Below are 23685 nucleotides of genomic sequence, written 5' to 3'. Positions count from 1 at the left end.
CCGTTCCCATGCCGAACACGGAAGTTAAGCGTCTCAGCGCCGAAAGTAGTTGGGGGATCTCCCCCTGTGAGGATAGGACGTTGCCAGGCCAACGCAGAAGACGATCAAGCATATGCTTGATCGTCTTTTTTCATATTTTGATAGTTTAGGAGGAATGACAGATGGCTCCTGCTCGGGAAAATCCTTTTACATTTTTAGAGGTTCTAGAACAGCATGTTCGTGAGCACCGCGTCTCTTTCCACGTACCAGGTCATCATAACGGTACAGTGGTTGATGATCGCTTACCTGATGCATTCGCAAAAGTCATGCCTTATGATTTGACTGAGCTAGCACATTTAGACGATTTGCACGATGCCTCGGGAATCATCGAGCAAGCAGAATGTGCATTGGGTAAGTTGTATGAGAGTAAAAGTAAATGGCTTGTCAACGGATCGACTGCGGGAAATTGGAGTATGCTCGCGGCAACAGTGAAACGTGGTGAACGGGTATATGTTCAACGGAACTCACATAAATCGGTTTGGAACGCAATCGAATGGTTAGGATTAAAGCCAGTCTTACTAACACCTACCATTGAACGTGGCACAGGCATCCCGACTGTCGTGACATTAGATACGATCGAACAGGCCATTCAAGAATTTCCTGGAGGGAAAGCCGTCATGTTGACGTCTCCGACCTATTACGGGGATATGGCAGACATTCGAACGATTTCGGACTATTTGACATCATTCGACATTCCATTGCTCGTCGATGAGGCACACGGCGCTCATTTGATTCATCCACAGTTGCCACGTCGCTCTGCAATCTTCGAAGGAGCGAGCGCAGTCGTGCAGTCCGCTCATAAAACGTTGCCTGCCCTCACTATGGGGGCTTGGGTTCACTATAAAGATCATATCGATGAAGCGCGCTTGAAGCATGCATTATCTTCTTTTCAGACTTCGAGTCCGTCTTATCTCGTCATGGCTTCATTGGATTATGCTCGTTCTTATCTAGAACGTTTAACGGATGAGGAATGGTCCGCAATCCAAAAAAGCCATGCACAATTTGTTCTTGAATTAAAACGAGCTGGTTTTGTTGTAAAAGTCGGAGATGACTTTACGAAAGTGACGATTCTGACTTATCCGAAGAATGGATTGATCTTTAGTCAGCATCTCGCCTCAATCGGCATAGACATCGAGTTGGCGGCAGTCGATCATGTGTTATTCTGCTTGCCATTCAGGGAAATAAAGAAACAGGAAATCGAACATTGGATCAAATTAATAAAAAAAGCATCTACCCATGTGCCGATCATTGAAGACGATGAAACGATCTTTCCCTTCCCACAAACCGAGCGCGTGTCTGAACTCTATACGTCTGAAACAGCTCTTCCAATCCAACGAGTCCTTTTCGACCAAGCAATCGGATTGATTTCAGCAGAGACGGTGATTCCATATCCACCAGGTATTCCATGGATTCTAAAAGGAGAGCGGATTACAGAAGAAAAAATCCGGGTGCTCCGGGAATGGATTTCTTTAGGGAGGAAGCTTCAAGCTAGTAAGCATGTTATGATAGAGCAAATTGACGTTATTGTAGAGGAGTTTTAAAACGTGAACGGAATGTTTATTACGGTTGAAGGACCGGATGGATCAGGAAAGTCCACACAGCTTCAATTATTAGTAGAAAACTTAAAACAAAAAGGATATGACATCGTCGTGACCCGAGAACCTGGAGGAACAACGGTCGGGAATCAGATTCGCGAAGTGTTATTATCGCCGGATCACCATGAGATGACACCACGCGTGGAGATGATGCTCTATGCCGCATCACGGGCTCAGAACGTGGAACAAGTGATTCGGCCAGCGTTAGAGCGGGGCGCCATTGTTCTCTGCGACCGGTTCATCGATGCATCCATTGCTTATCAAGGATATGGATTGCAGTATGACCTTGATCAGATTCGGTCATTGAATGAATGGGCGACGAATGGTCTCACGCCCGATTTAACCTTTTTATTCGATTTGAATCCGGAACGGGCGAGTGCACGTATGAAAGATCGGGGACAGCTTGATCGGATCGAGAGTCGTGATCAAGCATTCCATGAGCGTGTCTATGCAGGATTCCAAACGTTACTGAAACAGTATCCAGAACGAATCGTTCGGATTGATGCTGATCAATCGATTGAATGCATTCAGGATGAGGTACTTGATTATACAATTGAACGACTACAACAAGGAGGCGTACAAATATGATGAAAATGGTAATTGCAATCGTACATGATAAGGATAGCGCACGTTTGTCCGACGCACTCGTCGAGCAAGATTTTCGCGCAACAAAGTTAGCCACGACTGGTGGATTTTTAAAAGAAGGTAATACAACGTTTATGATGGGGATTCCACAAGAGCGTCTTGATGATTTGATGGACGTGATTCAATCGAACTGCTCGAGCCGCGACCAAATGATCACGCCGATTTCACCGATGGGAGGACATGCGGATTCGTATATTCCTTACCCAGTCGAAGTACAAGTCGGAGGGGCGACGGTATTCGTCTTGCCGATCGAAGGATTCCATCAGTTTTAATGGGAGTTGGGCATATGCGTTTTCAAGAATTGAGCGAGTCGCAAACTGTCGTTTCTCGCATCATTCAAAATTCAATCGTTTCGAATAAAGTGGGGCATGCGTATATCTTCTCAGGAGATTATGAGCCTTATTTGATTGATACAGCCACATTGTTCGCCAAAGCCTTATTTTGTGAATCACCAGATGGTGCAGAGCCTTGTGGAGTGTGTCGAAACTGTCGGCGTATGGATTCTAAAAACATTGTCGACTACATCGAAGTGGAGCCGGACGGTGCGAGTATAAAAAAAGAACAGATTCAGCAATTGCTCAGTGATTTATCACTACGAGGTGCTGAAGGTGATCGCCAAGTGTACGTCATTCATCAAGCGCACAAGATGACGACTCAAGCGGCAAACAGTCTACTGAAATTCTTTGAAGAACCGGGAGTAGGAAAGCTTGCTATTTTAGTGACGACACAACCACAGTTGCTTCTTCCGACGATTCGTTCGCGCGCGCAACAACTTGCTTTTCGTCCGATCGACCGAGCCCAATTGGCGCAAACGATGTCAGAAGAACTGTCCTGTACGTATGATTTGGCATACCTTGCCTTGACCGTTTATCCGAAATGGGATGACGCGAAAGAAGCGCTTGAGCAGGAGTGGTTTGTACAGGCGTATGGGCTAGTGGTACAATTAATTGAAGTATTGACGAAACGACCTCAAGAGTTGCTCTTGTTCGCACAAGAAAAATGGTTAGGGCATTTCAAAGGACGGAATGAGTTGCGAGTAGGTCTTGAATTATTCGAACATTGGCTAGAGGAGGCACTTCATTTAAAAGTGCGAGATATGTATGCTCCGAAGCTATTTAAGAATGAGGCCGCCTTGTACAACGCATTTATCCAAAATCGATCTGTCACGAAGCTTACACATGCGATTGAAAGTGTACATGCGGCCATTTGGCGACTTGAGGCAAACGTCAATCCTCAATTAACGTTCGAACGACTTTCGTTCGATTTGCAGAAAGGATAGAAGCGCGTGCTTGAAGTAGTTGGAGTCCGTTTTAAAGAAGCGGGAAAAATCTATTACTTTTCACCAGGCGATGCAACGCTTAAACGTGGGGACCATGTCATCGTTGAAACGGTACGTGGCATTGAGTATGGGGAAATCGTCCAAGTCAACAAGCAGCTCGGCGAAGACGAAGTCGTCCTGCCGTTGAAGACGATCCTTCGTGTCGCGGACCAAAAGGATGCGGATATCGTACGCGATAATCGACTGGCAGCCGTTGATGCTCACGCCGTCTGTGAAGAAAAAATTCGAGAACATCAATTAGAAATGAAGCTAGTTGATGTTGAGTATACATTTGATCGCAATAAAGTGATCTTTTATTTTACTGCCGAGGGTCGCGTCGACTTTCGAGAATTGGTAAAAGACTTAGCTAGTGTGTTTCGGACACGAATCGAGCTCCGACAAATCGGTGTTCGTGATGAAGCGAAACTCCTTAGCGGGATTGGGCCATGTGGTCGGGTTCTTTGCTGCTCGTCATTTCTTGGGGAATTCGAACCGGTCTCGATTAAAATGGCCAAAGACCAGAATCTCTCGTTGAATCCGAATAAGATCTCTGGAGTATGTGGTCGTCTGATGTGCTGTTTGAAATATGAGAATGACACATATGAAGAACTGAAACGTGATTTACCAGACGTCGGCAAGCGAATCAAAATTCCAGAAGGTGATGGTCGGGTAATCGGTCTTAACATTTTGGACCAACTCATTCAAGTCGAGCTCCACGATCGGACACGTGTCGTCACGTATACGATTGATGAACTCGTTGAAGTGGGTGCGATTAAACGAAAACCGTCAAAACAGTGATGGGGTGCTGAGCAGTGGAAAGAATGGACAAAAAAGAAGTGATGATGCGGGTGGATGCGATCGAGCAACAGATGCAGCTCCTCACCGAACATTTAGGCGTGTTAAAAGAGCAGCTCGCTTATTTGCTTGAAGAGAACCAGCATATGTATCTAGAGAATCATCACTTACGCGAAAAAGTCGAACAATTGGCAGAAGTTGATACGACAAATGGTGATTCACAAATCGCATTGTCTGGGAAAGGGCAGAACAATTTGGCTGCGCTGTATCAAGAAGGATTCCACATTTGTAACCTCCATTACGGACAGGTACGAAAAGATGGGGACTGTCTCTTCTGTTTGTCGATGCTCAATAAACATTAATACGGGGCGATAGATAGGGGTTCCCTATCCGTCGCCTTTCTTTTATAGAAGGAGGAAACGATGGTAACGGTTAAGGATGGAGAACGCCTTGATGATTTGCTCGGACGTCCAGGTAAGATCATTCAAAGTGATGATGTGTTCTCATTTTCATTAGATGCGGTACTGCTTGCAGAGTTTGTATGGGTGCCTATCCAAAAAGGACAACTGGTCGATTTGTGTGCTGGCACCGGGGCAATCCCGCTCTTTTTGTCATATCGTACAAAAGGAACGATAACAGGTGTGGAGATTCAATCGAAACTGGTCGACATGGCGAATCGAAGCATGGCGGTCAATCGTCTTGAAGAGCGAATTCGAGTGGTGGAGGGCGATGTGAAAACGGCAGCGACGCAGCTCGGGCATGCACGATATGACGTAGTCACATGTAACCCGCCCTACTTTTTAGCGAACGAGACGTCACTCCGAAATCAAAATGAGCATCATACGATTGCGCGCCATGAAGTGCTGTGCACGTTAGAAGATTGCATCAAGACGGCCAGTCAACTCGTCAAACCGGGAGGGAAAGTGGCGTTCGTGCATCGGCCAGAACGTTTACTGGATATCCTGACGTTGATGCGTGCGTATCGAATTGAACCAAAACGAATGCAACTCGTTTACCCGAAAGCGGGACGCGAGGCGAATACCTTATTAATCGAGGGATCGAAAGATGGAAAAGCAGGTCTTAAAATTTTACCGCCATTTGTTGTCTATGAAGAAGACGATACGTATACAGAAGCGATGCGAGCTATTCTCGATGCCTAAACATTATACGTACATCTTGGAATGCGGTGATGGAACGTACTACACGGGCTATACGACAGACGTGGAAAAACGACTCCTTGCACATAATGCCGGGAAAGGTGCGAAATATACGAAAGCCCGTCTCCCTGTACGACTTCGGTACGTACAATCGTTTGAGACGAAGCGGGAGGCCATGCGATACGAATGGTCCATCAAGCAATTGACCCGATCACAAAAAGAGAAGTTGATGGAGGGGACGACCAATGAATTCACAGAAGAGCTATCAAACTGAACAACCGACGTTGTATGTCGTGCCGACCCCAATTGGGAACTTGGAGGATATGACGTATCGCGCGGTACGGACCCTTCAGGAAGTAGACTTAATCGCAGCGGAAGACACACGACAAACGATGAAGCTTTGCCGACACTTTGACATTGCGACAAAATTGATTAGCTATCATGAACATAATAAAGAAGTGAGTGGACCAAGACTGATTGACGATCTGTTGTCCGGAAAATCGATTGCCGTTGTCTCAGATGCAGGTATGCCTGGAATTTCAGACCCGGGAAGCGATCTCGTGCGATTAGCCATTGAGGCAAACATCCCGGTTGTCGTCTTACCCGGTGCGAATGCAGCACTTACGGCACTCGTCGCATCCGGTCTTGCAACTGAACGTTTTCTCTATTACGGTTTCTTGCCGCGTAAGAAGAAGGATCGGGTTGAGATTCTCGAATCGATTCAATACGAACCTGGCACCGTCATTTTTTATGAGGCTCCTCATCGTTTGAAAGAGATGTTGACAGCGATTCGACAAGTGTTCGGGAATCGACAAATCGTATTAGGTCGTGAACTGACAAAAACATTTGAAGAGTTTTTGAGAGGAACTGTGGATGAGGCGTTGACATGGTGTGAGGGTGAAGTGCGTGGTGAGTTTGTCGTCTTGGTGAGTGGAGCGACAGAGGCGGCACCTACGACAACATGGTGGGAAACACTATCTGCATACGAGCACGTGGTTCACTATATCGAAGAAGGGCTGAAACCAAACGCGGCAATCAAACAGACTGCGAAAGACCGCGGCGAGTCTCGGAATGATGTATACGATACGTATCATCAATTGCATAAAAAAGAGTAAGCAAGGAAATCCTTGCTTACTCTTCGCTGTAGTAATTTTCGAGCATGTTCTTCAACTCAACGAGAACACGTTGTGCACCTTCTGGTGACAAGATGAGTTTGCCGTCTGCCAATTTGAAGTTATCATCTGATACTTCGCCTGTAACTTGGCAAGTCATGTTTGGCTTATATTTTTTCAAAACGATTTGATCGTTGTCGACGTAAATTTCGAGAGCATCTTTCTCTGCAATACCGAGTGTACGACGCAATTCGATTGGAATAACGACACGACCAAGCTCATCAACCTTACGTACAATACCTGTAGATTTCATTTTGTGTTTCCTCCTCCAATGATGTCGAAATCTCGTGGTGACATGAATCGTCAAAATTCGACAATGTGACTACAGCAAAAAGCATACTAAACTTTCCAATTGCAGTCAACTGCTTACTATCTGGAAAAGTAAATTTTCGAAATTTGTCGAATCAAGAACGATATATACCTAAATTTCCCCGTAAGTTTGAACTTGAAACAAAGAAAGGGTATTTTTGGAATATTTATGACGAAGAAAACGCAAAAAAATTCCAAACAATTAGGTTTGGAAATTCTTTTGTCGAACCGTGTATAATGGAAATTGCATATGTCGAAAGGATGGAGAATAAATCATGGCGAAGCCGACTTTTTATATTACAACCCCAATTTATTATCCGAGTGCAAAACTGCACATCGGTCACGCATATACCACGGTAGCAGGTGATGCGATTGCGCGCTACAAACGCTTAAAAGGGTTTGACGTCCGTTATTTGACCGGAACGGATGAGCACGGTCAAAAGATTCAAGAAAAAGCGAAAGAGGCAGGCGTGACGCCACAAGCTTTCGTGGATGAAGTCGTGGAAGAGATCAAGGTCTTATGGGACCGTCTCGAAATTTCGTACGATGACTACATCCGTACGACAGAGGACCGCCATAAGAAAGTGGTCGAGCATGTTTTTGAGACATTACTTAAAAATGGGGACATCTACCTCGGTGAGTACGAAGGATGGTATTCCGTACCGGATGAGACGTACTACACTGAATCGCAGCTCGTCGATGGAAAAAGTCCTGACAGCGGACATCCGGTCGAGCTCGTTCGTGAGGAGTGCTACTTCTTCCGTCTCAGCAAATACGCGGACCGCTTGATTGAATATTTTGAGTCACATCCTGATTTTATTTTGCCAGAATCTCGTAAAACCGAGATGATCAATAACTTCTTAAAGCCGGGTCTTCAAGATTTGGCTGTATCACGCACGACGTTTGATTGGGGCGTCCAAGTCCCATCGAACCCGAAGCACGTCGTGTACGTATGGGTCGATGCGCTCACAAACTATATCTCATCACTCGGATACGGTACAGACAACGATGAACTCTTCAACCGTTACTGGCCAGCAGACGTTCATTTGGTAGGGAAAGAAATCGTACGTTTCCATACGATCATTTGGCCAGCCCTCTTAATGGCGCTTGATCTTCCATTACCGAAGCAAGTATTTGCGCACGGATGGTTGCTCATGAAGGATGGGAAGATGTCGAAATCGAAAGGGAACGTCGTGGACCCAATCCCATTGATCGACCGTTACGGCCTCGACTCGGTCCGCTATTACCTTCTCCGTGAAGTTCCATTCGGAGCGGATGGCACGTTCACACCGGAAGCGTTCGTTGACCGCTTGAATTTTGATTTAGCGAACGACCTCGGAAACTTATTGAATCGCACCATTGCGATGATTAAAAAGTACTTCGACGGAAACATTCCGGCATATAACGGAAATGTCACGGCATTTGATGCAGAATTGTTGAACGTGGTGAAAGAGACGACACGCAAAACAGAAGAAGCCATGGAGCACATGGAGTTTTCGGTCGCGCTCACAAACATTTGGCAACTCGTCAGCCGTGCGAATAAATATATCGACGAGACGCAACCATGGGTTCTCGTGAAAGAAGAGTCGAAGCGCGAAGAGTTGGCTTCTGTCATGACACACCTTGCGGGCGTACTTCGTCATGTTGCTATCATGATTCAACCATTCATGACGCGCGCTCCAAAAGAGATGTTCCGTCAGCTCGGACTCGAGGGAGAGGACATGTCATGGGAGGCGTTGGATACATTCGCAGACTTTAGCAATGCGGTCGTGACGGACGGGACACCGATTTTCCCACGTCGTGACGTGAAAGAAGAAGTCGATGCAATCCAAGAAATGATGCGTCAGGCGTCTAAAGCACGGATTGAAGAGACGGAGACGGCATCAGTAGAAGAAACTGACGAAGACATTCGTCCTGAAATCACGATTGATGTCTTCGACCAAGTCGAATTCCGTGTCGGTCAAATCGTCGAAGCCGATAAGATTAAAAAAGCGAAGAAACTGTTGAAACTTCAAGTCGACCTTGGGAAAGAGACACGTCAAATCGTGTCTGGTATCGCTGAATGGTATGCCCCTGAAGATTTGGTTGGCAAGAAAGTCATCGTTGTCGCAAACTTGAAACCAGTCAAGCTCCGTGGAGAACTCTCGCAAGGGATGATTCTAGCGGCGGATCGTGACGGGAAACTCGAGCTCGCGACGGTCTCAGACCAGATGCCGAACGGTGCCATCGTCAAATAATGGAATGGGGGAGACCGCGGTCTCCCTCTCTTTTTCTAAGGAGGAAACAAGATGTTGATTGATACACATACGCACATCAATGCGGAACAGTTCAGTGAAGACGTGGAGGAGACAATTGTGCGAGCGAGAGAAGCGGGCGTTTCTCCGTTACTCGTCGTCGGATTTGATACACCGACCATCGATCGAGCCATTGAACTGGCGGAAACGCATGAAGATATTTATGCCATTGTCGGATGGCATCCTGTCGATGCGATTGACTGTACGGATGCGGATTTAGCACGAATCGAAACACTCATGAGTCATCCGAAAGTCATGGCACTCGGTGAAATCGGACTCGATTATCATTGGGACAAATCACCGAAAGATATGCAACAACGCCTCTTCCGTCAACAAATCGCCATTGCCAAACGGACGAATATGCCGATTGTCATTCATAACCGAGAAGCAACGGCAGATGTCCTTCATATTTTAGAAGAAGAGCATGCCGAAGCAGTCGGTGGTGTGTTCCATAGTTACAGCATGTCCGTCGAACTTTTGCCTCGTTGTTTAGACTTGAACTTCTATATTTCGTTAGGAGGACCGGTCACGTTCAAAAATGCGAAGGTTCCGAAGTTGGTGGCGCAAGAAGTGCCGCTGGATCGTCTGCTTGTCGAGACGGATTGCCCGTACTTGACCCCAACACCGTTCCGGGGAAAACGTAACGAACCAGCATACGTCAAATACGTAGCTGAAGAGATCGCCACCCTTCGCGATATGCCGTACGATGAGCTCGCTGCAGCCACGACAGCCAATGCGAAGAAGTTGTTCCGACTCCCATGATCAAGCGTGTATTAGCGAGTATCGGTATTATTGCGACGGCTTCTGTGGCGTACGTGATGTTACAACCTGAATCGATTCGAATCGTCGACGACGGTGTGGTCATCGAGCATGAAACACGAGCTGACTCGGTTCTCGAGGTGCTTGAAGAGTTAAATATCACACTAGATGAATCAGATTATGTCACACCGGCGCTCAGTGAGGATGTACCGGACGACCGCTTGATTCGGATTGAGCGTTCACACGAGGTTTCGCTCCAGATTGGCTACGGTCAAACGGAGACAGTGCAGACGCGCGAGCGGACCGTAAAGGATGTCTTACTACGATACGGAGTCACGGTACGGGACGGAGATACGGTGTATCCATCGGTCCGTACACCGGTGACGAATGGGATGACGATTCGATATCAACCGGTCGTGGCCGTGAATCTCATTGTCGGTCAAGAGGCGTTGACCATTTATACAATGGCTACGGATGTGGAGCAACTCTTAATGGAAGAGAACATCGATGTGACGGAAAGTGATACGGTCATGCCGGCTCCTTCCACACCGATCCGAGAAGGGTTGACGATTACGGTCAATACGAATCGTGATGTCGTTCAATATGAGAGTGAGTTGATTCCGTTTGAAGTGGTTGAGGAAGAGGATGACACGCTCGAAGAAGGTGTGAAGCAAATGGTGCAGGTCGGGGTTCCTGGACTTGAACGGACAAGGTATGCACTTACTGTGGAAAATGGTACAATTACAAATCGTACGAAAACAGATGTCGAGACATTGCGTAAAACGATGCCGCAGATTATCAAAGTGGGAACGAAGAAAGTCACGGAACCGGTAACCGACGCTGAGTCGACGACCGCGGATGAATCGAGCCCATTCATTCCGGAAGCTGAAGTCGAGATTGCCGAACCGCCGAAAACAGATGACGTACTTGATTTTTCATCCGCAAAACAATTGCTTGTGGAAGCGACCGCTTATACGAACAATCCGGAAGACACGGTGACGTATGACGGACGCGTGCTGACAAGAAGCGGATATGATGTGACCGACACGATTTTGTATGAAGGCATGCGCATCATCGCCGTCGACCCTGCCATCATTCCACTCGGGACTCGCGTGTATGTCGAGGGAATCGGTATGGCGATTGCTTTGGATACAGGAAGTGCAATCAAAGGGCAAAAAATCGATATCATGATGGATGAAAAGGAAGAGGCCGTAACGTTTGGTCGTAAACCACTCACCATCTGGGTGATTCCAAAGCAGGAAGAAGAGAAAGAAGGATCAGACAATGCGTGAGAAAATACAAGAAATTATCGTCGTAGAAGGGCGTGACGACACGGCGCGACTTCAAGAAGTGTTCGACGTCGATACGATTGAAACGAACGGGTCTGCCGTATCCGATCAGACGATTGAACGAATCCGTCGTGCTCAGGAGAAGCGCGGGGTCATCATTTTGACGGACCCAGATTATCCAGGAGATCGTATTCGGGCGATTGTCGAGGAACGCGTCAAAGGATGTAAGCACGCACACTTGCCTCGGGCCGAGGCGAAGGACAAGCGTGGGAAAATCGGTGTGGAACATGCGAGTCCGGAGTCACTTCGCCGTGTCTTAGGAGCAGTGTTTGAACCGCGTGTCGAAACGGACCAACCAATCGTCACACGGAAAATGGTGTTGGAGGCGGATTTAATCGGTGGAGCAGCGGCCGCGACGCGTCGGAAGCGACTCGGGGTGTTGCTTCGAATCGGTGAGCCGAATGCCAAACAATTTGTAAAACGGGTCGAGGCGCTCGGCGTCACGATCGAAGAGTGGGAGCAGGCACTTGCTCAATTAGAGGAGGAACAGGGTTGAAAGACATTGCAACAATCCAACGAACGAAAGCGATTTTAGAGCGACATGGGTTTTCATTCAAAAAATCGCTCGGTCAAAACTTTTTAATCGATTTGAACATCTTGAGTAAAATTGTCGGAGCAGCAGAACTGAGTGAAGTGAGTGGTGTCCTTGAAATCGGTCCCGGAATCGGCTCATTGACCGAACAATCGGCCAAGCGTGCCAAAAAGGTCGTTGCGCTTGAAATCGACCAACGTCTTTTGCCGATTTTAGATGATACGATGTCGCCTTATCCGCATGTGAAAGTCATCCATGGGGATGCATTGGAACTGGACTTACGGGAGATCGTGGAGCAAGAATTTTTAAACGAAGGTATTGAAGATATTTCGGTTGTCGCCAACTTACCTTACTATGTCACGACACCGATCATTATGCGATTGCTTGAGAGCGGTGTTAAGTTCCGTTCGCTCGTCATGATGATTCAAAAAGAAGTGGCAGAACGGATTGGAGCAAAACCTGGCACGAAAGCATACGGCTCGCTATCGATTGCGATTCAGTATTATGCGGAGGCGGAAGTCAGTTTCATCGTCCCGAAAAACGTGTTCATCCCAGCACCGAACGTCGATTCGGCCGTCATTACACTACGAATGCGTAAAGAACCGGCCGTACAAGTGAAAGACGAAGCATTTTTCTTTGATGTGGCCCGAGCAAGCTTCGCTCAGCGCCGTAAAACCATCCTGAACAATTTGACAAACTATATCGGGAAAGAACATAAGGTCGAACTCGAACGTTCGCTTCACGAGGCTGGAATCGATCCGAAACGTCGTGGAGAGACGTTAAGCCTAGAAGAATTCGCACGTTTGTCTGACACAATTTTACCACTTAAAAATAGTTGACGACCTGAAAACGAGTCGTTATAATATTAATCTTTATTTTCATATTCAATTATGCTATACTTGTAACAGTGAGGTGAAGCGTATGCCAAAGACGTTACAAGAAATCAGACAAAAACTCGAATCGCATGTTGGTGAACGATTGACGTTGAAAGCAAACGGCGGTCGTAAGAAAGTTGTTACTCGGTTTGGAACGCTCGTTGAGACATATCCTGCGGTGTTCGTTGTGAAATTGGATGAAGACCTGCATAATGTGGAACGTGTCTCGTATAGCTACGCTGATGTCCTAACGGATACAGTTAAAATTGAATTCGGTAATTGATTTATAAATGAGGGGCGGATGCATTGGCAGCTGCTTCTTTTTTTGTGCGCCCGTTTACGGTACAATGGCGAACAGGAGACAAATGGGAAGGGTGAACGTGATGCGCACGATCAGTGTGAAAGCGCCGGCAAAAATTAATTTGACACTTGATGTCCTTGGAAAGCGTCCGGACGGCTATCATGAAGTAGAAATGGTAATGACGACAGTCGACTTGGCAGATCGCTTGGAGTTGACAGTTTTAGAGTCGGATGAGATTCGGATTCAATCAGAACACGCCTATGTGCCGAATGATCATCGGAATTTGGCGTATCGAGCAGCAGAATTGTTGCGCGAACGTTTTAACATTCAGCAAGGGGTCGAGATTGTGCTCGATAAACAGATTCCCGTGGCAGCTGGCCTTGCAGGTGGCTCGAGTGATGCGGCGGCAACGCTCCGTGGGATGAACGAACTGTTTTCATTGAACTTGTCATTAGAGGAGCTAGCAGAGCTCGGTGCCGAGATCGGATCGGACGTGTCGTTTTGTGTCATCGGTGGCACAGCCATTGCAAGAGGTCGTGGTGAACAGTTAGAAATGATTCCGTCCCCGCCACCGTGCTATGTCGTTCTCGGTAAACCGAAAATTGGGGTATCGACGGCAGATGTGTATCGGGCAGTGCGTATGGAAGAGGTATATCATCCTGATACCGATGCCATGGTGGAGGCGATTCGTCAAAAAGATTTTCATGGAATCTGTGAACACCTTGGGAACTCACTTGAGAGTGTGACACTCAAGCTGCACCCGGAAGTGAAACAAATCAAAGAAACGATGCGTCATTGCGGAGCGGAAGGTGTTCTCATGAGTGGAAGCGGACCGACCGTGTTTGCGCTGATTGAACACGAGCAAAAAGCGCATCGAATCTATAATGGATTGAAAGGATTTTGCCCAGAAGTGTTCGTCGTTCGGATTCTCGGCAAAAGACATTGAACAAAAACGAATGAAAGTGATATATTCTCAATAGAACATTCGTTTATTATTGAAGATGTGAAGGAGAATCCGTATGAAAATTCGTAGAAGTGGTCGTCTCGTCGATATGACCCGTTATTTACTTGATCATCCGCATCAGCTTGTCTCGTTGTCGATGTTTTCAAGTCGTTATAAAGCTGCAAAGTCGTCGATTAGTGAAGACCTTGTCATTGTCAGTGAAATGTTGTCCCATGATGGGATTGGAAAACTGGTGACTGTCCCTGGTGCAGCCGGTGGTGTCATGTTCATCCCGGGATGGAGTAAGGAAAAGTCGCTGGAGATGATTGACACGCTCTGTGAGCAACTATCAAAACCGGAGCGTCTCTTACCAGGAGGCTATCTCTACCTCACGGATGTACTAGGTAATCCAAGTCAGGTGAAACCGATGGGGCAGGTCTTTGCGTCCGTCTTCGCCGACCGTAAAGTCGATGTGGTCATGACGATTGCGACGAAAGGGATTCCACTTGCCTATGCGGTCGCTGAGCAGTTAGGTGTTCCGTTTGTCATCGTTCGTTCGGATAGCCGTGTCACAGAAGGCTCGACCGTCAGTATCAATTATGTATCGGGTTCATCGAAAGCGATCCGTACGATGGCGCTCGCACGTCGCAGTCTGCCACGTGGTGCGAATGTGCTCCTAATTGACGACTTTATGAAGGCCGGCGGAACGATTCGTGGGATGATGAGTCTCTTGAATGAATTCGAGGCTAACCTTGCGGGCGTCGGTGTCTTGATGGAGGCCGAAGGAGCCGAGAAGAAGATGGTGAGTGAATACGTCAGCTTGATGAAGTTAACGAATGTCGATCCTGATGAAGGGCTTGTCACCATTTCGCGGGGGAATGTGGAACAATTCTTAAAGTGATTGGCAAAATTTTGATTTCGTTTTATGATTAGAGGGTATAGAGTTATCAATATGAAGTCATGACGTTCGTTTGAAACCAACTGAACCTTACAGAAGATCACACCATGGCGTAGACAACGATGAAAAAGGGGATGCGAAACATGCAGATCACAGACGTAAAAATTCGCAAAGTCGCGACAGAAGGCAGAATGAAAGCGTTGGCCTCAATCACACTTGACCATGAATTCGTTGTACATGACCTTCGAATCATCGAAGGAAGTAGCGGTCTATTTGTCGCCATGCCGAGCAAACGGACACCAGAAGGGATTTTTCGGGATATTGCGCATCCGATTAACGGGGAGATGCGACAAAAGGTCGAAGCCGCTGTATTGGAAACCTATTCCAATATGGATGTGGAAATCCTTGACCCACAACATGTGTCATACGGTACACATGAATGACAGAAAACAGCGGTTAGGTTGCCTGCCGCTGTTTTTTTGCGTTTCAATGGTTAAGGAACGGTACAACTATTGAAACGAAGGCATGGTTTCGATATAGTAGAAACGGTGTAAATAGGATTTAGTTGCAGAAAAGCCGAACTATACAGACCAATCACAGCTGTTGTGAGATAGGAGCGAATCAAGCATGGAGCGTTTTGCAGTCATTTTGGCAGCAGGAAAAGGGACGCGAATGAAGTCGAAGTTATATAAAGTACTTCATCCAGTTCTAGGGAAACCAATGGTCGAGCATGTTGTCGATCAGTTAGACCAAATCGGTGTCAGTCGTCAAATCGTAATCGTTGGCCATGGGGCGGAAGCGGTACAAGACACGCTCGGCACACGGGTAGAGTATGCGGTCCAGGAAGAACAGCTTGGAACAGGGCACGCTGTTCAGATGGCTGAAGCAGAGCTTGCGGGTAAATCAGGGGCGACGCTTGTCGTCTGTGGAGATACACCGTTACTCACGGCAGAAACGTTAGAAGCCCTTCTCGCGCATCACGAAGCGCAACAAGCAAAAGTCACGGTGTTGACTGCGATTGCTGACGATGCGACCGGATATGGTCGAGTCGTTCGTGGTGAAGATGGGAATGTGACGAAAGTCGTGGAACATAAAGATGCTTCAGAGGCAGAGCTCGCCATCAATGAAATCAACACAGGGACGTACGTATTCGATAACGAATTGTTGTTCGATGCACTCAAACAAGTCGGGAACAACAATGCACAGGGCGAATATTACTTACCTGACGTCATTTCAATCGCAAAAGAAGCGGGCGAAGTGGTTGCGGCGCATACAGCACCGACGTTTGATGAGACGATCGGGGTCAATGACCGCGTCGCCTTGTCGCAAGCAGAAGCCATCATGCGCAAGCGGACAAATGAGCGTCTCATGCGTGAAGGGGTTACCTTCATGGACCCGGCATCGACGTACATTTCACCAGACGTGGTCATCGGATCGGATACGGTCATTTATCCGGGAACGGTCATTCTTGGCAAGACGACGATTGGCTCAGAATGTGTCATCGGACCAAACTCGGACATCCGCAACAGTGTGATTGAAGACCATGCCGTCGTACGCCAGTCTGTCGTGACTGATAGCCGAATCGGTGAGGCGGCTCAAGTCGGACCGTTCGCTCACTTACGTCAACAAGCTGTCCTCGGTGCGAACACGCGCGTCGGCAACTTTGTAGAGATTAAAAAATCGACGTTCGGTGACGGTGCGAAAGCGTCACACTTGAGCTATATCGGGGATGCGTCAATCGGTGAGCGCGTCAACTTAGGCTGTGGCTCGATCACAGTGAACTATGACGGTAAGAACAAGTTCGAGACAGTCGTGGAAGACGATGCATTCGTTGGCTGTAACGTCAACTTGATTGCCCCTGTAAAAGTCGGGAAAGGCGCGATTGTCGCTGCTGGATCGACGATTACGAGTGATGTACCAGAAGAGGCGCTAGCGATTGCACGCGAACGCCAAACGAATAAAGAAGGCTACACAAAACGATAACTTGCTGCCAATCATTATGGAAAACAACGGAGGAGAATCCTAAACATGTCTACTGTATACGAACGAGAAATTCGTCTATTTAGCTTAAACTCGAACCGCCCGCTTGCTGAAGAAATCGCGAAAGAAATTGGTGTCCCGCTCAGCGATTGCCAAGTCAAACGTTTCAGCGACGGTGAACTCTATATCAACATCGAGGAAAGTGTTCGTGGAGATGATGTGTATGTCATCCAATCAACAAGCTCGCCTGTAAACGAAACGCTCATGGAATTGCTTGTCATGATCGATGCACTCAAACGTGCTTCTGTCCGTACGATCAACATCGTGATGCCGTATTATGGATACGCACGTCAAGACCGTAAAGCACGCTCGCGTGAACCGATCACGGCGAAACTTGTCGCTGACCTTCTTACAGTAGCTGGTGCGACACGCGTCATCACGATGGATTTGCATGCAGCGCAAATTCAAGGATTCTTCAATATTCCGGTTGACCAATTACTTGGTGTACCGCTCATCTCGACTTACTTTGAAACAGAAGAGTTTCAAGCGAAAGATATCGTGGTCGTTTCTCCAGACCACGGTGGCGTGACACGTGCACGTAAATTGGCAGAACGTTTGAAAGCGCCGATTGCTATCATTGACAAGCGTCGTCCGAAAGCGAACGTCGCTGAAGTCATGAATATCGTCGGCAGTGTCGAAGGGAAAACGGCGATTTTGATTGACGACATTATCGATACAGCTGGAACGATCACACTTGCGGCAGATGCTATCGTCGAAGCGGGTGCGAAAGAAGTGTATGCGTCTTGTACACACCCAGTTCTTTCTGGACCAGCGATGGAGCGGATCGACAATTCATCAATCAAAGAGTTGGTCGTCTTAAATACCATCGATTTGACGGGTCGCCCTTGCTCGAGCAAGATCAAGCAAATGTCGGTCGCCCATTTGCTTGGGGAAGCGATTATGCGCGTACACGAGCATAAATCGGTCAGTACCCTATTCGATTAAAAAAACGAGGCCCGGAGGCATTCGCCTTTGGGCTTTTTTGTTCAGGAGGAAATGATATGAAATGCATCGTCGGTCTTGGGAATCCCGGGAAAAAGTTTGAGATGACGCGACACAATGTCGGGTTTTTAGCGATTGACCGTCTCGCCGAAAAGCATGGCATCTCGCTGAATGAAGCGAAGTTTAATGCCCTTATGGGAACGGGAAGAATCAATGGTGAACGCGTAGTACTCGTCAAACCACTCACGTATATGAACTTGTCGGGTGAAGCCGTTCGTCCCATTTTAGATTATTATAAGATTGAGATTGATGATTTATTAGTCATTTATGACGATTTGGATATGGTGCCCGGCAAGCTTCGTTTCCGTCCGAAAGGGAGCGCGGGTGGTCATAATGGGATCAAATCTCTCATTCAACACTTAGGAACGGCTGAATTCAAACGATTAAAGCTCGGAATCGGTCGTCCCCCGCACCCGATTAAAGTCGTCGACTGGGTGTTGATGAACTATCGCAAAGACGAGTTGCCGGAATTAAATGAAACACTCGATAACGCCGTAACTGCAGCCACTGATTTTGTGGACACAGATTGGCTGGCGCTGATGAATCGATACAACTAAAGGGTCATTGCACCCTTTTTTGTCGTATGAGTTGGAGGAAAACAAATGAATGCTTTAGAGAGATTTATGGTGGCGCTCCCTGAAACGAATGTGATTCGAGAGCGACTCCAAAAAGTGGACCGTCAATTGGTGACGGGATTGACGACAAGCGCGAAAGCCCTCGTCTTGGCGGGACTCGTGAAATCGTCATCGAGACGTCTCGTCGTCGTGACGCATAACATGTATCAAGCCCAAAAGATGTTCGATCAACTTGAATCACTCATCGGTCCGGACAAAACGCTCTTATATCCAATCGATGAGACGCTAGCAGGTGAACTGTCACTGACGTCTAGTCCGGAACTGCTAGCTGCCCGAATCGATGCCCGTACTCGTCTCCTCGACCAAACAGGAGGCGTTGTTGTCGTGCCGCTTGGTGGATTACGACGCTATGTACCGAGTCCGGAAGCGTGGCAAGATAGTCGCGTTATGTTGAAGCCGGGAAGTGACCTCGATTTAGCGGATTTTGCGAAACAATTGACGGGCATGGGCTACGAACGAACGGCAACGGTGACCACACCTGGTGAATTTTCCGTACGAGGGAGTATTCTAGACGTTTATCCTCTTACGGAAGCGCGCCCATATCGAATCGATTTGTTCGACACCGAGATTGACTCCATTTTCACGTTTGACGCGGAAACGCAACGCTCGCTTGGTGTAGTGGGGGAAGTGTGCATTACGCCTGCGACCGAGTTCATCGCAACGGAGAATCAGCTGAAGCAGGCGGGCGGTGCGCTTCGGAAACAGTACGACCGAACCGTCGAATTGATTGGAAATGAAGTCATCCGTCAAGCCCTTGAAGAGGGAGTCGTGACAGACATCGAGCGGCTTGAGCGTGGAGACCTCCCGGAGAAAGTTGGGAAGTATTCGCCATTGCTCTATACGTCCACGCTCCTTGACTACGTTGGGAAAGACGCCGTCCTCATTTTAGATGAGGTGGCACGAATCGATGACGCTGCCGACGTACAGGACCGCGAAGAGGCGGAATGGTTCTCTTCACTCATCGAAAAAGGAGAAGCCGTCAGTAATTACACGCTCGCCGTCCCGATGCATAAAGTCTTCCGCGACTTGAAGCAAGTGGCGTTCTCCTTGCTTCCGTCTCGTCGTTCAGGTATTCCGGAGAGCGATACGGTCCATTTGAGCTGTCGTCCGCTACCGGCGTTCCATGGTCAGATGCATCTATTGAAACAGGAAGTCGAGCGATGGCAGCAAGGTGATCAACGCATCGTCGTACTTGCGGGAGATAAGTCGCGTGCAGATAAAATCGAAGCGCTTCTTTCCGACTATGGAATCGCCTCGACTTTCACCAATGTCGATGGAGAGTTAGAACCGAGACGTGTCTCGGTCATCATCGGTCAAATCGAAGGTGGATTCGAACTGTCGACGAGCCGTCTCGTTGTCGTATCGGAAGAAGAGTTATTCAAGCGTGTGACGAAACGAAAACGTCAGACGAAGAATTTGACGAATGCCGAACGAATCAAGAGTTACCAAGAGCTGAAGCCGAATGATTATGTCGTCCATGTGCACCACGGAATCGGGAAGTACCTTGGCATTAAAACAATCGAGGTCGGTGGGATTCATCAGGATTACCTGCACCTCGTCTATGCAGGGGACGACGCCCTCTACGTGCCGGTCGATCAAATCGATCTCGTCCAAAAATATGTCGGTGCCGAAGGAAAAGAGCCAAAGATTTATAAACTCGGCGGCACCGAGTGGAAGAAAGTAAAATCGAAAGTTGCCAAATCGGTTGAAGACATTGCTGATGAGCTCATTAAATTGTACGCGGCACGAGAGGCCTCGGTCGGTTTCGCGTTCCCTCCGGACGATGAAGAAATGGGTCAGTTCGAATCCTCTTTCCCGTACGCCGAGACAGAAGACCAGGTCCGTTCGATTGCAGAAATCAAGGCGGATATGGAACGCTCCCGTCCGATGGATCGCCTTTTGTGTGGAGATGTCGGATACGGGAAAACGGAAGTGGCAATTCGGGCGGCGTTCAAAGCCGTACTCGCCGGTAAACAAGTGGCCTTTCTTGTCCCGACGACCGTCCTCGCCCAACAGCATTATGAAACGATGCTCGAGCGGTTCAGCGAATTCCCGATCAACGTATCGGTCATGAGTCGTTTCCGTTCGAAGAGCGAGATGACCGCGACGAAGAAAGGGTTGAAAGAAGGTACCATCGACATCGTCGTCGGGACACACCGCGTGTTGTCAAAAGACGTGATGTTCGCCAACCTCGGTCTCGTCATCATCGATGAAGAACAACGGTTCGGCGTCAAACATAAAGAGCGTCTGAAGCAGCTGAAGACGAACATCGATGTCCTGACGCTGACGGCGACTCCGATTCCACGGACATTGCATATGTCGATGATCGGAATCCGTGATTTGTCCGTATTAGAGACACCGCCAGAGAATCGTTATCCTGTCCAAACATACGTCATGGAATACGACGGCATCGTCTTGCGTGAAGCGCTCGAACGTGAACTCGCTCGCGGAGGACAGGCGTTCTTCCTCTATAACCGCGTCGAAGGGATCGAACGAAAAGCGGAAGAGATTCGGGCCTTATTGCCCGATGCACGAATTGCTACGGCCCATGGACGTATGACTGAAAGTGAGCTCGAGAGCCAATTGATCAGCTTCCTAGAGGGCGAGGCGGATATTTTAGTCTCAACGACAATCATCGAGACGGGAATCGACATTCCAAACGTCAACACCCTCATCGTCCACGATGCCGACAAAATGGGACTGTCCCAGCTCTACCAACTCCGAGGTCGTGTCGGACGTTCGAATCGCATCGCCTATGCGTACTTTACGTATCGGAAAGACAAGCGCTTGACGGAAGTGGCAGAAAGTCGTCTTCAGGCCATCAAAGAGTTCACAGAGCTCGGCAGTGGTTTTAAGATTGCGATGCGCGACTTGTCGATTCGTGGGGCCGGGAACTTACTCGGTGCACAACAGTCTGGATTCATCGATTCGGTCGGTTTCGATCTGTACTCACAAATGCTCTCTGAAGCCATTGAGGAACGGAAAGACCGCATGCGTGGACAAGCGAAACAAGTCGTCTTCAAACCGGAGATCACGTTCCAGGCCGATGCGTATATTCCTGATGATTACTTGTCAGATAGCGAATTGAAGATTGAGATGTACAAACGCTTCAAATATGTAGATACGCCGAGCGCGTTGTTCGCCCTTCAAGATGAACTGATTGAACGGTTTGGTGAATTCCCAGAACCGGTCGCGCTGCTCATTCAATTGACACGTCTACGTATTTATGGAGAACTGGCAAAAGTGAGTCGAATCAAGCAGACGCCAGGACGCATCGAGATTGTCTTATCGAAAGAATCGACGACGGCTCTGGATGTCCCGTCCTTCATGGAGTGGTCGATGCCTCTTGGTCGCAAGCTTGGCGTAGGGCAAGAAGACGGCGCCTTGAAACTGTCACTCAGCGGTCGGATGCCGCTAACAGAGCTCTTGAATGATGCCGATACTGTATTAGAAGAACTGATGAAGCGGTTGGTGGGCGATGCGGTCGCCAAGTAAGTTTGCGCAAGGCGTCGTTCTGTTCGCCCTTGCCGGCTACGTATCGAAACTGATCAGCTTCGCCTATCGTGTCCCCTATCAAAACTTGGCGGGGGACTTCGGACTTTATGCCTATCAAACCGTCTATCCGTTCGCGGCCATCGTGGCGTCACTCGGCATTTATGCGATGCCGGTCGTCATTGCGAAAATCGGCGTCGGTGCGAAAGGGACGAATCGTAAGTTAGAAGTCTTATGGGGAAGCTTTTACGCCTTACTTCTACTCTCGTCCATGCTTGTCGTCACGGTATGGCTGTTTGCCCCGACCCTAGCGAAATGGCTTGGAGATGAGCAGCTAGCTCCTGCACTTCGCGTGATCAGTTTGAGTTATTTACTCATGCCGGCGTCAGCCGTGTTGCGCGGGGCTTTTCAATCGAGAGATGACTTACGACCGAGCGCATGGTCGCAAGTGCTCGAGAACTTTGTCCGCGTGACGGTCATGCTGTCCCTATTATGGATTGGGGTCCGTCTCGGAAAAGATGCATATACGCTCAGTCAATATGCGTATGGTGCGACGCTCATCGGTGGGCTTGTAGCGATTGCCTTTTTAGTTTATCGCGCACGAGGAGTGCGGATTGTGAGGGTGCGCCGCGTCACGTTTCGGAGAGGAATGAAACTCTTGTTGACGACGGGTTTCGCGGTCGGATTCGCATCACTCGGGATTTTATGGATGCAACTGGTCGACTCCTTCACCATCGTCAATTTGATGGGTGGCACATATGAGGCGAAGGTGAGCAAAGGAGTATTCGATCGAGGATATCCGCTCGTGCAATTCGCCATTTTGTTCACCACGACCATCGGGATGGCCAACGTGCCGACGCTCGTCCGTCACTATCGGGCAGGGCATCTCCAAAAGACGACGCAGGGACTCCGGTCGATGATTCGTGTGACGACGGCGATTGCTGGTGCAGCGACTATCGGATTGATGGGTGTCATGTTTTTCTTAAATGTGGCCCTGTTTGAAGATGAATCTGGGACACGAGCCCTTGTCTTCTTAGCAACGAGCACGTTCGCTGCCTCCTTGGCGATTGCGAGCATGACATGTTTGCAGGCGATTGACCGAGAGTGGGTCGCGGCACGCAGCATGGTTGTCGCAATGTTAGTGAAAAGTGCGGTAAACGCATGGCTCGTACCGAGTTACGGAATTGAAGGCGCGGCAATCGGAACATCCATTGGATTTTTAGCGATGGCGTTCTATAATTTCCGGGCGCTTGACCGCTCGATTCCGCTCGGATCATTTCGATCGAAACACTATAAGTCGCTATGGAAAGCCCTCGTACCCATGTTGATCCTCATTGCCGTGTTAAACTGGCTAGGTCAGATGTGGGTCGACTCGCGAATCACTGCGTTCGGTTGGTTAATCGGAATGGTGTGTAGCGGTGCCTTCCTCTATGTATGGAGATTATGGAGTACGCGAATGCTGTCACTTGCGGAATGGGAACTGATCCCGTTCGGAAGTCGTCTGCTCGACGTGCTCGAGAAAAAGGAGAACTAAT

24 protein-coding genes and 1 rRNA gene are annotated in these 23685 nt (G+C 48.3%); 24 read left to right on the top strand and 1 reads right to left on the bottom strand.

From position 1 onward, the window contains the following. The 10 genes from rrf to rsmI form a co-directional block, all read left to right on the top strand. Positions 1-89 (top strand): 5S ribosomal RNA (gene rrf, locus KNO61_RS16865); the annotation flags it as partial. A gap of 72 nt (positions 90-161) precedes the next feature. Further along, on the top strand, positions 162-1580 hold the full coding sequence (locus tag KNO61_RS16860) for an aminotransferase class I/II-fold pyridoxal phosphate-dependent enzyme (RefSeq protein ID WP_214873971.1): 1419 nt from the start codon (positions 162-164) through the stop codon (positions 1578-1580). A gap of 3 nt (positions 1581-1583) precedes the next feature. Then, entirely contained in the window at positions 1584-2222 is a 639-nt protein-coding gene (gene tmk / locus KNO61_RS16855) for a dTMP kinase (protein ID WP_159563180.1), read from the top strand. After that, positions 2222-2551: a cyclic-di-AMP receptor gene (locus KNO61_RS16850; RefSeq protein ID WP_031421800.1), complete on the top strand. Its 330-nt coding sequence runs from the start codon at positions 2222-2224 to the stop codon at positions 2549-2551. Before tmk ends, KNO61_RS16850 begins: the two co-directional genes overlap by 1 nt. Positions 2552-2565: 14 nt before the next feature. Then, a complete protein-coding gene (locus KNO61_RS16845; RefSeq protein ID WP_078145937.1) occupies positions 2566-3558 on the top strand; it encodes a DNA polymerase III subunit delta' in 993 nt (330 codons plus the stop codon). A gap of 6 nt (positions 3559-3564) precedes the next feature. Next, complete coding sequence (locus KNO61_RS16840; protein WP_074035285.1) at positions 3565-4395, top strand: PSP1 domain-containing protein; 831 nt, start codon at positions 3565-3567, stop codon at positions 4393-4395. 23 nt (positions 4396-4418) lie between these two features. After that, positions 4419-4754, top strand: a complete 336-nt coding sequence (gene yabA / locus KNO61_RS16835) for a DNA replication initiation control protein YabA (RefSeq protein ID WP_012727746.1) — start codon at positions 4419-4421, stop codon at positions 4752-4754. A gap of 60 nt (positions 4755-4814) precedes the next feature. Next, a complete protein-coding gene (locus KNO61_RS16830; RefSeq protein WP_078145936.1) occupies positions 4815-5552 on the top strand; it encodes a tRNA1(Val) (adenine(37)-N6)-methyltransferase in 738 nt (245 codons plus the stop codon). Then, positions 5545-5823 (top strand): GIY-YIG nuclease family protein, encoded by a 279-nt coding sequence (locus KNO61_RS16825; RefSeq protein WP_214873969.1) that lies wholly within the window; start codon positions 5545-5547, stop codon positions 5821-5823. Before KNO61_RS16830 ends, KNO61_RS16825 begins: the two co-directional genes overlap by 8 nt. After that, entirely contained in the window at positions 5795-6664 is an 870-nt protein-coding gene (rsmI, locus tag KNO61_RS16820; protein ID WP_078145935.1) for a 16S rRNA (cytidine(1402)-2'-O)-methyltransferase, read from the top strand. The genes KNO61_RS16825 and rsmI overlap by 29 nt, the downstream gene beginning before the upstream one ends. 16 nt (positions 6665-6680) lie before the next feature. Here rsmI and KNO61_RS16815 read toward each other — a convergent pair whose 3' ends face one another. Next, complete coding sequence (locus KNO61_RS16815) at positions 6681-6974, bottom strand: transition state genes transcriptional regulator AbrB (protein WP_012727742.1); 294 nt, start codon at positions 6972-6974, stop codon at positions 6681-6683. A gap of 331 nt (positions 6975-7305) precedes the next feature. On the opposite strand from KNO61_RS16815, the gene metG reads away from it, so the two are divergent. The 14 genes from metG (at position 7306) to KNO61_RS16745 (ending at position 23684) form a co-directional block, all read left to right on the top strand. Further along, positions 7306-9267 (top strand): methionine--tRNA ligase, encoded by a 1962-nt coding sequence (gene metG / locus KNO61_RS16810; RefSeq protein ID WP_214689620.1) that lies wholly within the window; start codon positions 7306-7308, stop codon positions 9265-9267. Positions 9268-9318: 51 nt separating this feature from the next. Further along, positions 9319-10086: a TatD family hydrolase gene (locus KNO61_RS16805; RefSeq protein WP_214873967.1), complete on the top strand. Its 768-nt coding sequence runs from the start codon at positions 9319-9321 to the stop codon at positions 10084-10086. Beyond that, a complete protein-coding gene (locus KNO61_RS16800; RefSeq protein ID WP_214873965.1) occupies positions 10083-11375 on the top strand; it encodes a 3D domain-containing protein in 1293 nt (430 codons plus the stop codon). The genes KNO61_RS16805 and KNO61_RS16800 overlap by 4 nt, the downstream gene beginning before the upstream one ends. Further along, positions 11368-11928: a ribonuclease M5 gene (gene rnmV / locus KNO61_RS16795; protein ID WP_074035294.1), complete on the top strand. Its 561-nt coding sequence runs from the start codon at positions 11368-11370 to the stop codon at positions 11926-11928. Before KNO61_RS16800 ends, rnmV begins: the two co-directional genes overlap by 8 nt. Further along, positions 11925-12803: a 16S rRNA (adenine(1518)-N(6)/adenine(1519)-N(6))-dimethyltransferase RsmA gene (gene rsmA, locus KNO61_RS16790; RefSeq protein WP_012727737.1), complete on the top strand. Its 879-nt coding sequence runs from the start codon at positions 11925-11927 to the stop codon at positions 12801-12803. Before rnmV ends, rsmA begins: the two co-directional genes overlap by 4 nt. 82 nt (positions 12804-12885) lie before the next feature. After that, positions 12886-13122, top strand: coding sequence for a Veg family protein (locus KNO61_RS16785; RefSeq protein WP_012727736.1), 237 nt, complete (start codon positions 12886-12888; stop codon positions 13120-13122). 100 nt (positions 13123-13222) lie between these two features. After that, positions 13223-14086, top strand: coding sequence for a 4-(cytidine 5'-diphospho)-2-C-methyl-D-erythritol kinase (gene ispE, locus KNO61_RS16780; RefSeq protein ID WP_168169881.1), 864 nt, complete (start codon positions 13223-13225; stop codon positions 14084-14086). A gap of 73 nt (positions 14087-14159) precedes the next feature. Next, positions 14160-14984 carry a pur operon repressor gene (gene purR / locus KNO61_RS16775; protein WP_012727734.1) on the top strand — a complete coding sequence of 275 codons (825 nt, stop codon included), beginning with the start codon at positions 14160-14162 and terminating at the stop codon, positions 14982-14984. 140 nt (positions 14985-15124) lie between these two features. After that, positions 15125-15424: a septation regulator SpoVG gene (gene spoVG, locus KNO61_RS16770; protein WP_012727733.1), complete on the top strand. Its 300-nt coding sequence runs from the start codon at positions 15125-15127 to the stop codon at positions 15422-15424. A gap of 184 nt (positions 15425-15608) precedes the next feature. Beyond that, positions 15609-16964, top strand: coding sequence for a bifunctional UDP-N-acetylglucosamine diphosphorylase/glucosamine-1-phosphate N-acetyltransferase GlmU (gene glmU / locus KNO61_RS16765; protein WP_012727732.1), 1356 nt, complete (start codon positions 15609-15611; stop codon positions 16962-16964). Between the two features lie 45 nt (positions 16965-17009). Further along, the gene (locus KNO61_RS16760) at positions 17010-17966 is read left to right on the top strand and encodes a ribose-phosphate diphosphokinase (RefSeq protein ID WP_012727731.1); all 957 of its coding nucleotides are present in this window, start codon (positions 17010-17012) and stop codon (positions 17964-17966) included. Positions 17967-18022: 56 nt separating this feature from the next. Further along, positions 18023-18580, top strand: coding sequence for an aminoacyl-tRNA hydrolase (gene pth / locus KNO61_RS16755; RefSeq protein ID WP_012727730.1), 558 nt, complete (start codon positions 18023-18025; stop codon positions 18578-18580). A gap of 45 nt (positions 18581-18625) precedes the next feature. Continuing rightward, positions 18626-22153 carry a transcription-repair coupling factor gene (mfd, locus tag KNO61_RS16750; protein ID WP_214873963.1) on the top strand — a complete coding sequence of 1176 codons (3528 nt, stop codon included), beginning with the start codon at positions 18626-18628 and terminating at the stop codon, positions 22151-22153. Further along, a complete protein-coding gene (locus tag KNO61_RS16745) occupies positions 22137-23684 on the top strand; it encodes a polysaccharide biosynthesis protein (protein ID WP_078145930.1) in 1548 nt (515 codons plus the stop codon). The genes mfd and KNO61_RS16745 overlap by 17 nt, the downstream gene beginning before the upstream one ends. Position 23685 lies beyond the last annotated feature (1 nt).

The sequence above is a fragment of the Exiguobacterium sp. s140 genome (assembly GCF_018617035.1).
GTDB lineage: Bacteria > Bacillota > Bacilli > Exiguobacteriales > Exiguobacteriaceae > Exiguobacterium > Exiguobacterium profundum.
This window is presented reverse-complemented; position numbering and strand designations above follow the sequence as displayed.

What these genes read in the sequence shown, in the direction of transcription:
- rnmV (WP_074035294.1), top strand. Translation starts at nt 11,368, where the DNA reads ATGCGTGAGAAAATACAAGAAATTATCGTCGTAGAAGGGCGTGACGAC.
- KNO61_RS16860 (WP_214873971.1), top strand. Translation starts at nt 162, where the DNA reads ATGGCTCCTGCTCGGGAAAATCCTTTTACATTTTTAGAGGTTCTAGAA.
- purR (WP_012727734.1), top strand. Translation starts at nt 14,160, where the DNA reads ATGAAAATTCGTAGAAGTGGTCGTCTCGTCGATATGACCCGTTATTTA.
- rsmI (WP_078145935.1), top strand. Translation starts at nt 5,795, where the DNA reads ATGAATTCACAGAAGAGCTATCAAACTGAACAACCGACGTTGTATGTC.
- KNO61_RS16845 (WP_078145937.1), top strand. Translation starts at nt 2,566, where the DNA reads ATGCGTTTTCAAGAATTGAGCGAGTCGCAAACTGTCGTTTCTCGCATC.
- KNO61_RS16800 (WP_214873965.1), top strand. Translation starts at nt 10,083, where the DNA reads ATGATCAAGCGTGTATTAGCGAGTATCGGTATTATTGCGACGGCTTCT.
- yabA (WP_012727746.1), top strand. Translation starts at nt 4,419, where the DNA reads ATGGACAAAAAAGAAGTGATGATGCGGGTGGATGCGATCGAGCAACAG.
- KNO61_RS16815 (WP_012727742.1), bottom strand. Translation starts at nt 6,974, where the DNA reads ATGAAATCTACAGGTATTGTACGTAAGGTTGATGAGCTTGGTCGTGTC.
- KNO61_RS16825 (WP_214873969.1), top strand. Translation starts at nt 5,545, where the DNA reads ATGCCTAAACATTATACGTACATCTTGGAATGCGGTGATGGAACGTAC.
- spoVG (WP_012727733.1), top strand. Translation starts at nt 15,125, where the DNA reads ATGCAGATCACAGACGTAAAAATTCGCAAAGTCGCGACAGAAGGCAGA.
- KNO61_RS16760 (WP_012727731.1), top strand. Translation starts at nt 17,010, where the DNA reads ATGTCTACTGTATACGAACGAGAAATTCGTCTATTTAGCTTAAACTCG.
- metG (WP_214689620.1), top strand. Translation starts at nt 7,306, where the DNA reads ATGGCGAAGCCGACTTTTTATATTACAACCCCAATTTATTATCCGAGT.
- ispE (WP_168169881.1), top strand. Translation starts at nt 13,223, where the DNA reads ATGCGCACGATCAGTGTGAAAGCGCCGGCAAAAATTAATTTGACACTT.
- mfd (WP_214873963.1), top strand. Translation starts at nt 18,626, where the DNA reads ATGAATGCTTTAGAGAGATTTATGGTGGCGCTCCCTGAAACGAATGTG.
- KNO61_RS16830 (WP_078145936.1), top strand. Translation starts at nt 4,815, where the DNA reads ATGGTAACGGTTAAGGATGGAGAACGCCTTGATGATTTGCTCGGACGT.
- KNO61_RS16785 (WP_012727736.1), top strand. Translation starts at nt 12,886, where the DNA reads ATGCCAAAGACGTTACAAGAAATCAGACAAAAACTCGAATCGCATGTT.
- KNO61_RS16745 (WP_078145930.1), top strand. Translation starts at nt 22,137, where the DNA reads ATGCGGTCGCCAAGTAAGTTTGCGCAAGGCGTCGTTCTGTTCGCCCTT.
- KNO61_RS16850 (WP_031421800.1), top strand. Translation starts at nt 2,222, where the DNA reads ATGAAAATGGTAATTGCAATCGTACATGATAAGGATAGCGCACGTTTG.
- KNO61_RS16805 (WP_214873967.1), top strand. Translation starts at nt 9,319, where the DNA reads ATGTTGATTGATACACATACGCACATCAATGCGGAACAGTTCAGTGAA.
- glmU (WP_012727732.1), top strand. Translation starts at nt 15,609, where the DNA reads ATGGAGCGTTTTGCAGTCATTTTGGCAGCAGGAAAAGGGACGCGAATG.
- pth (WP_012727730.1), top strand. Translation starts at nt 18,023, where the DNA reads ATGAAATGCATCGTCGGTCTTGGGAATCCCGGGAAAAAGTTTGAGATG.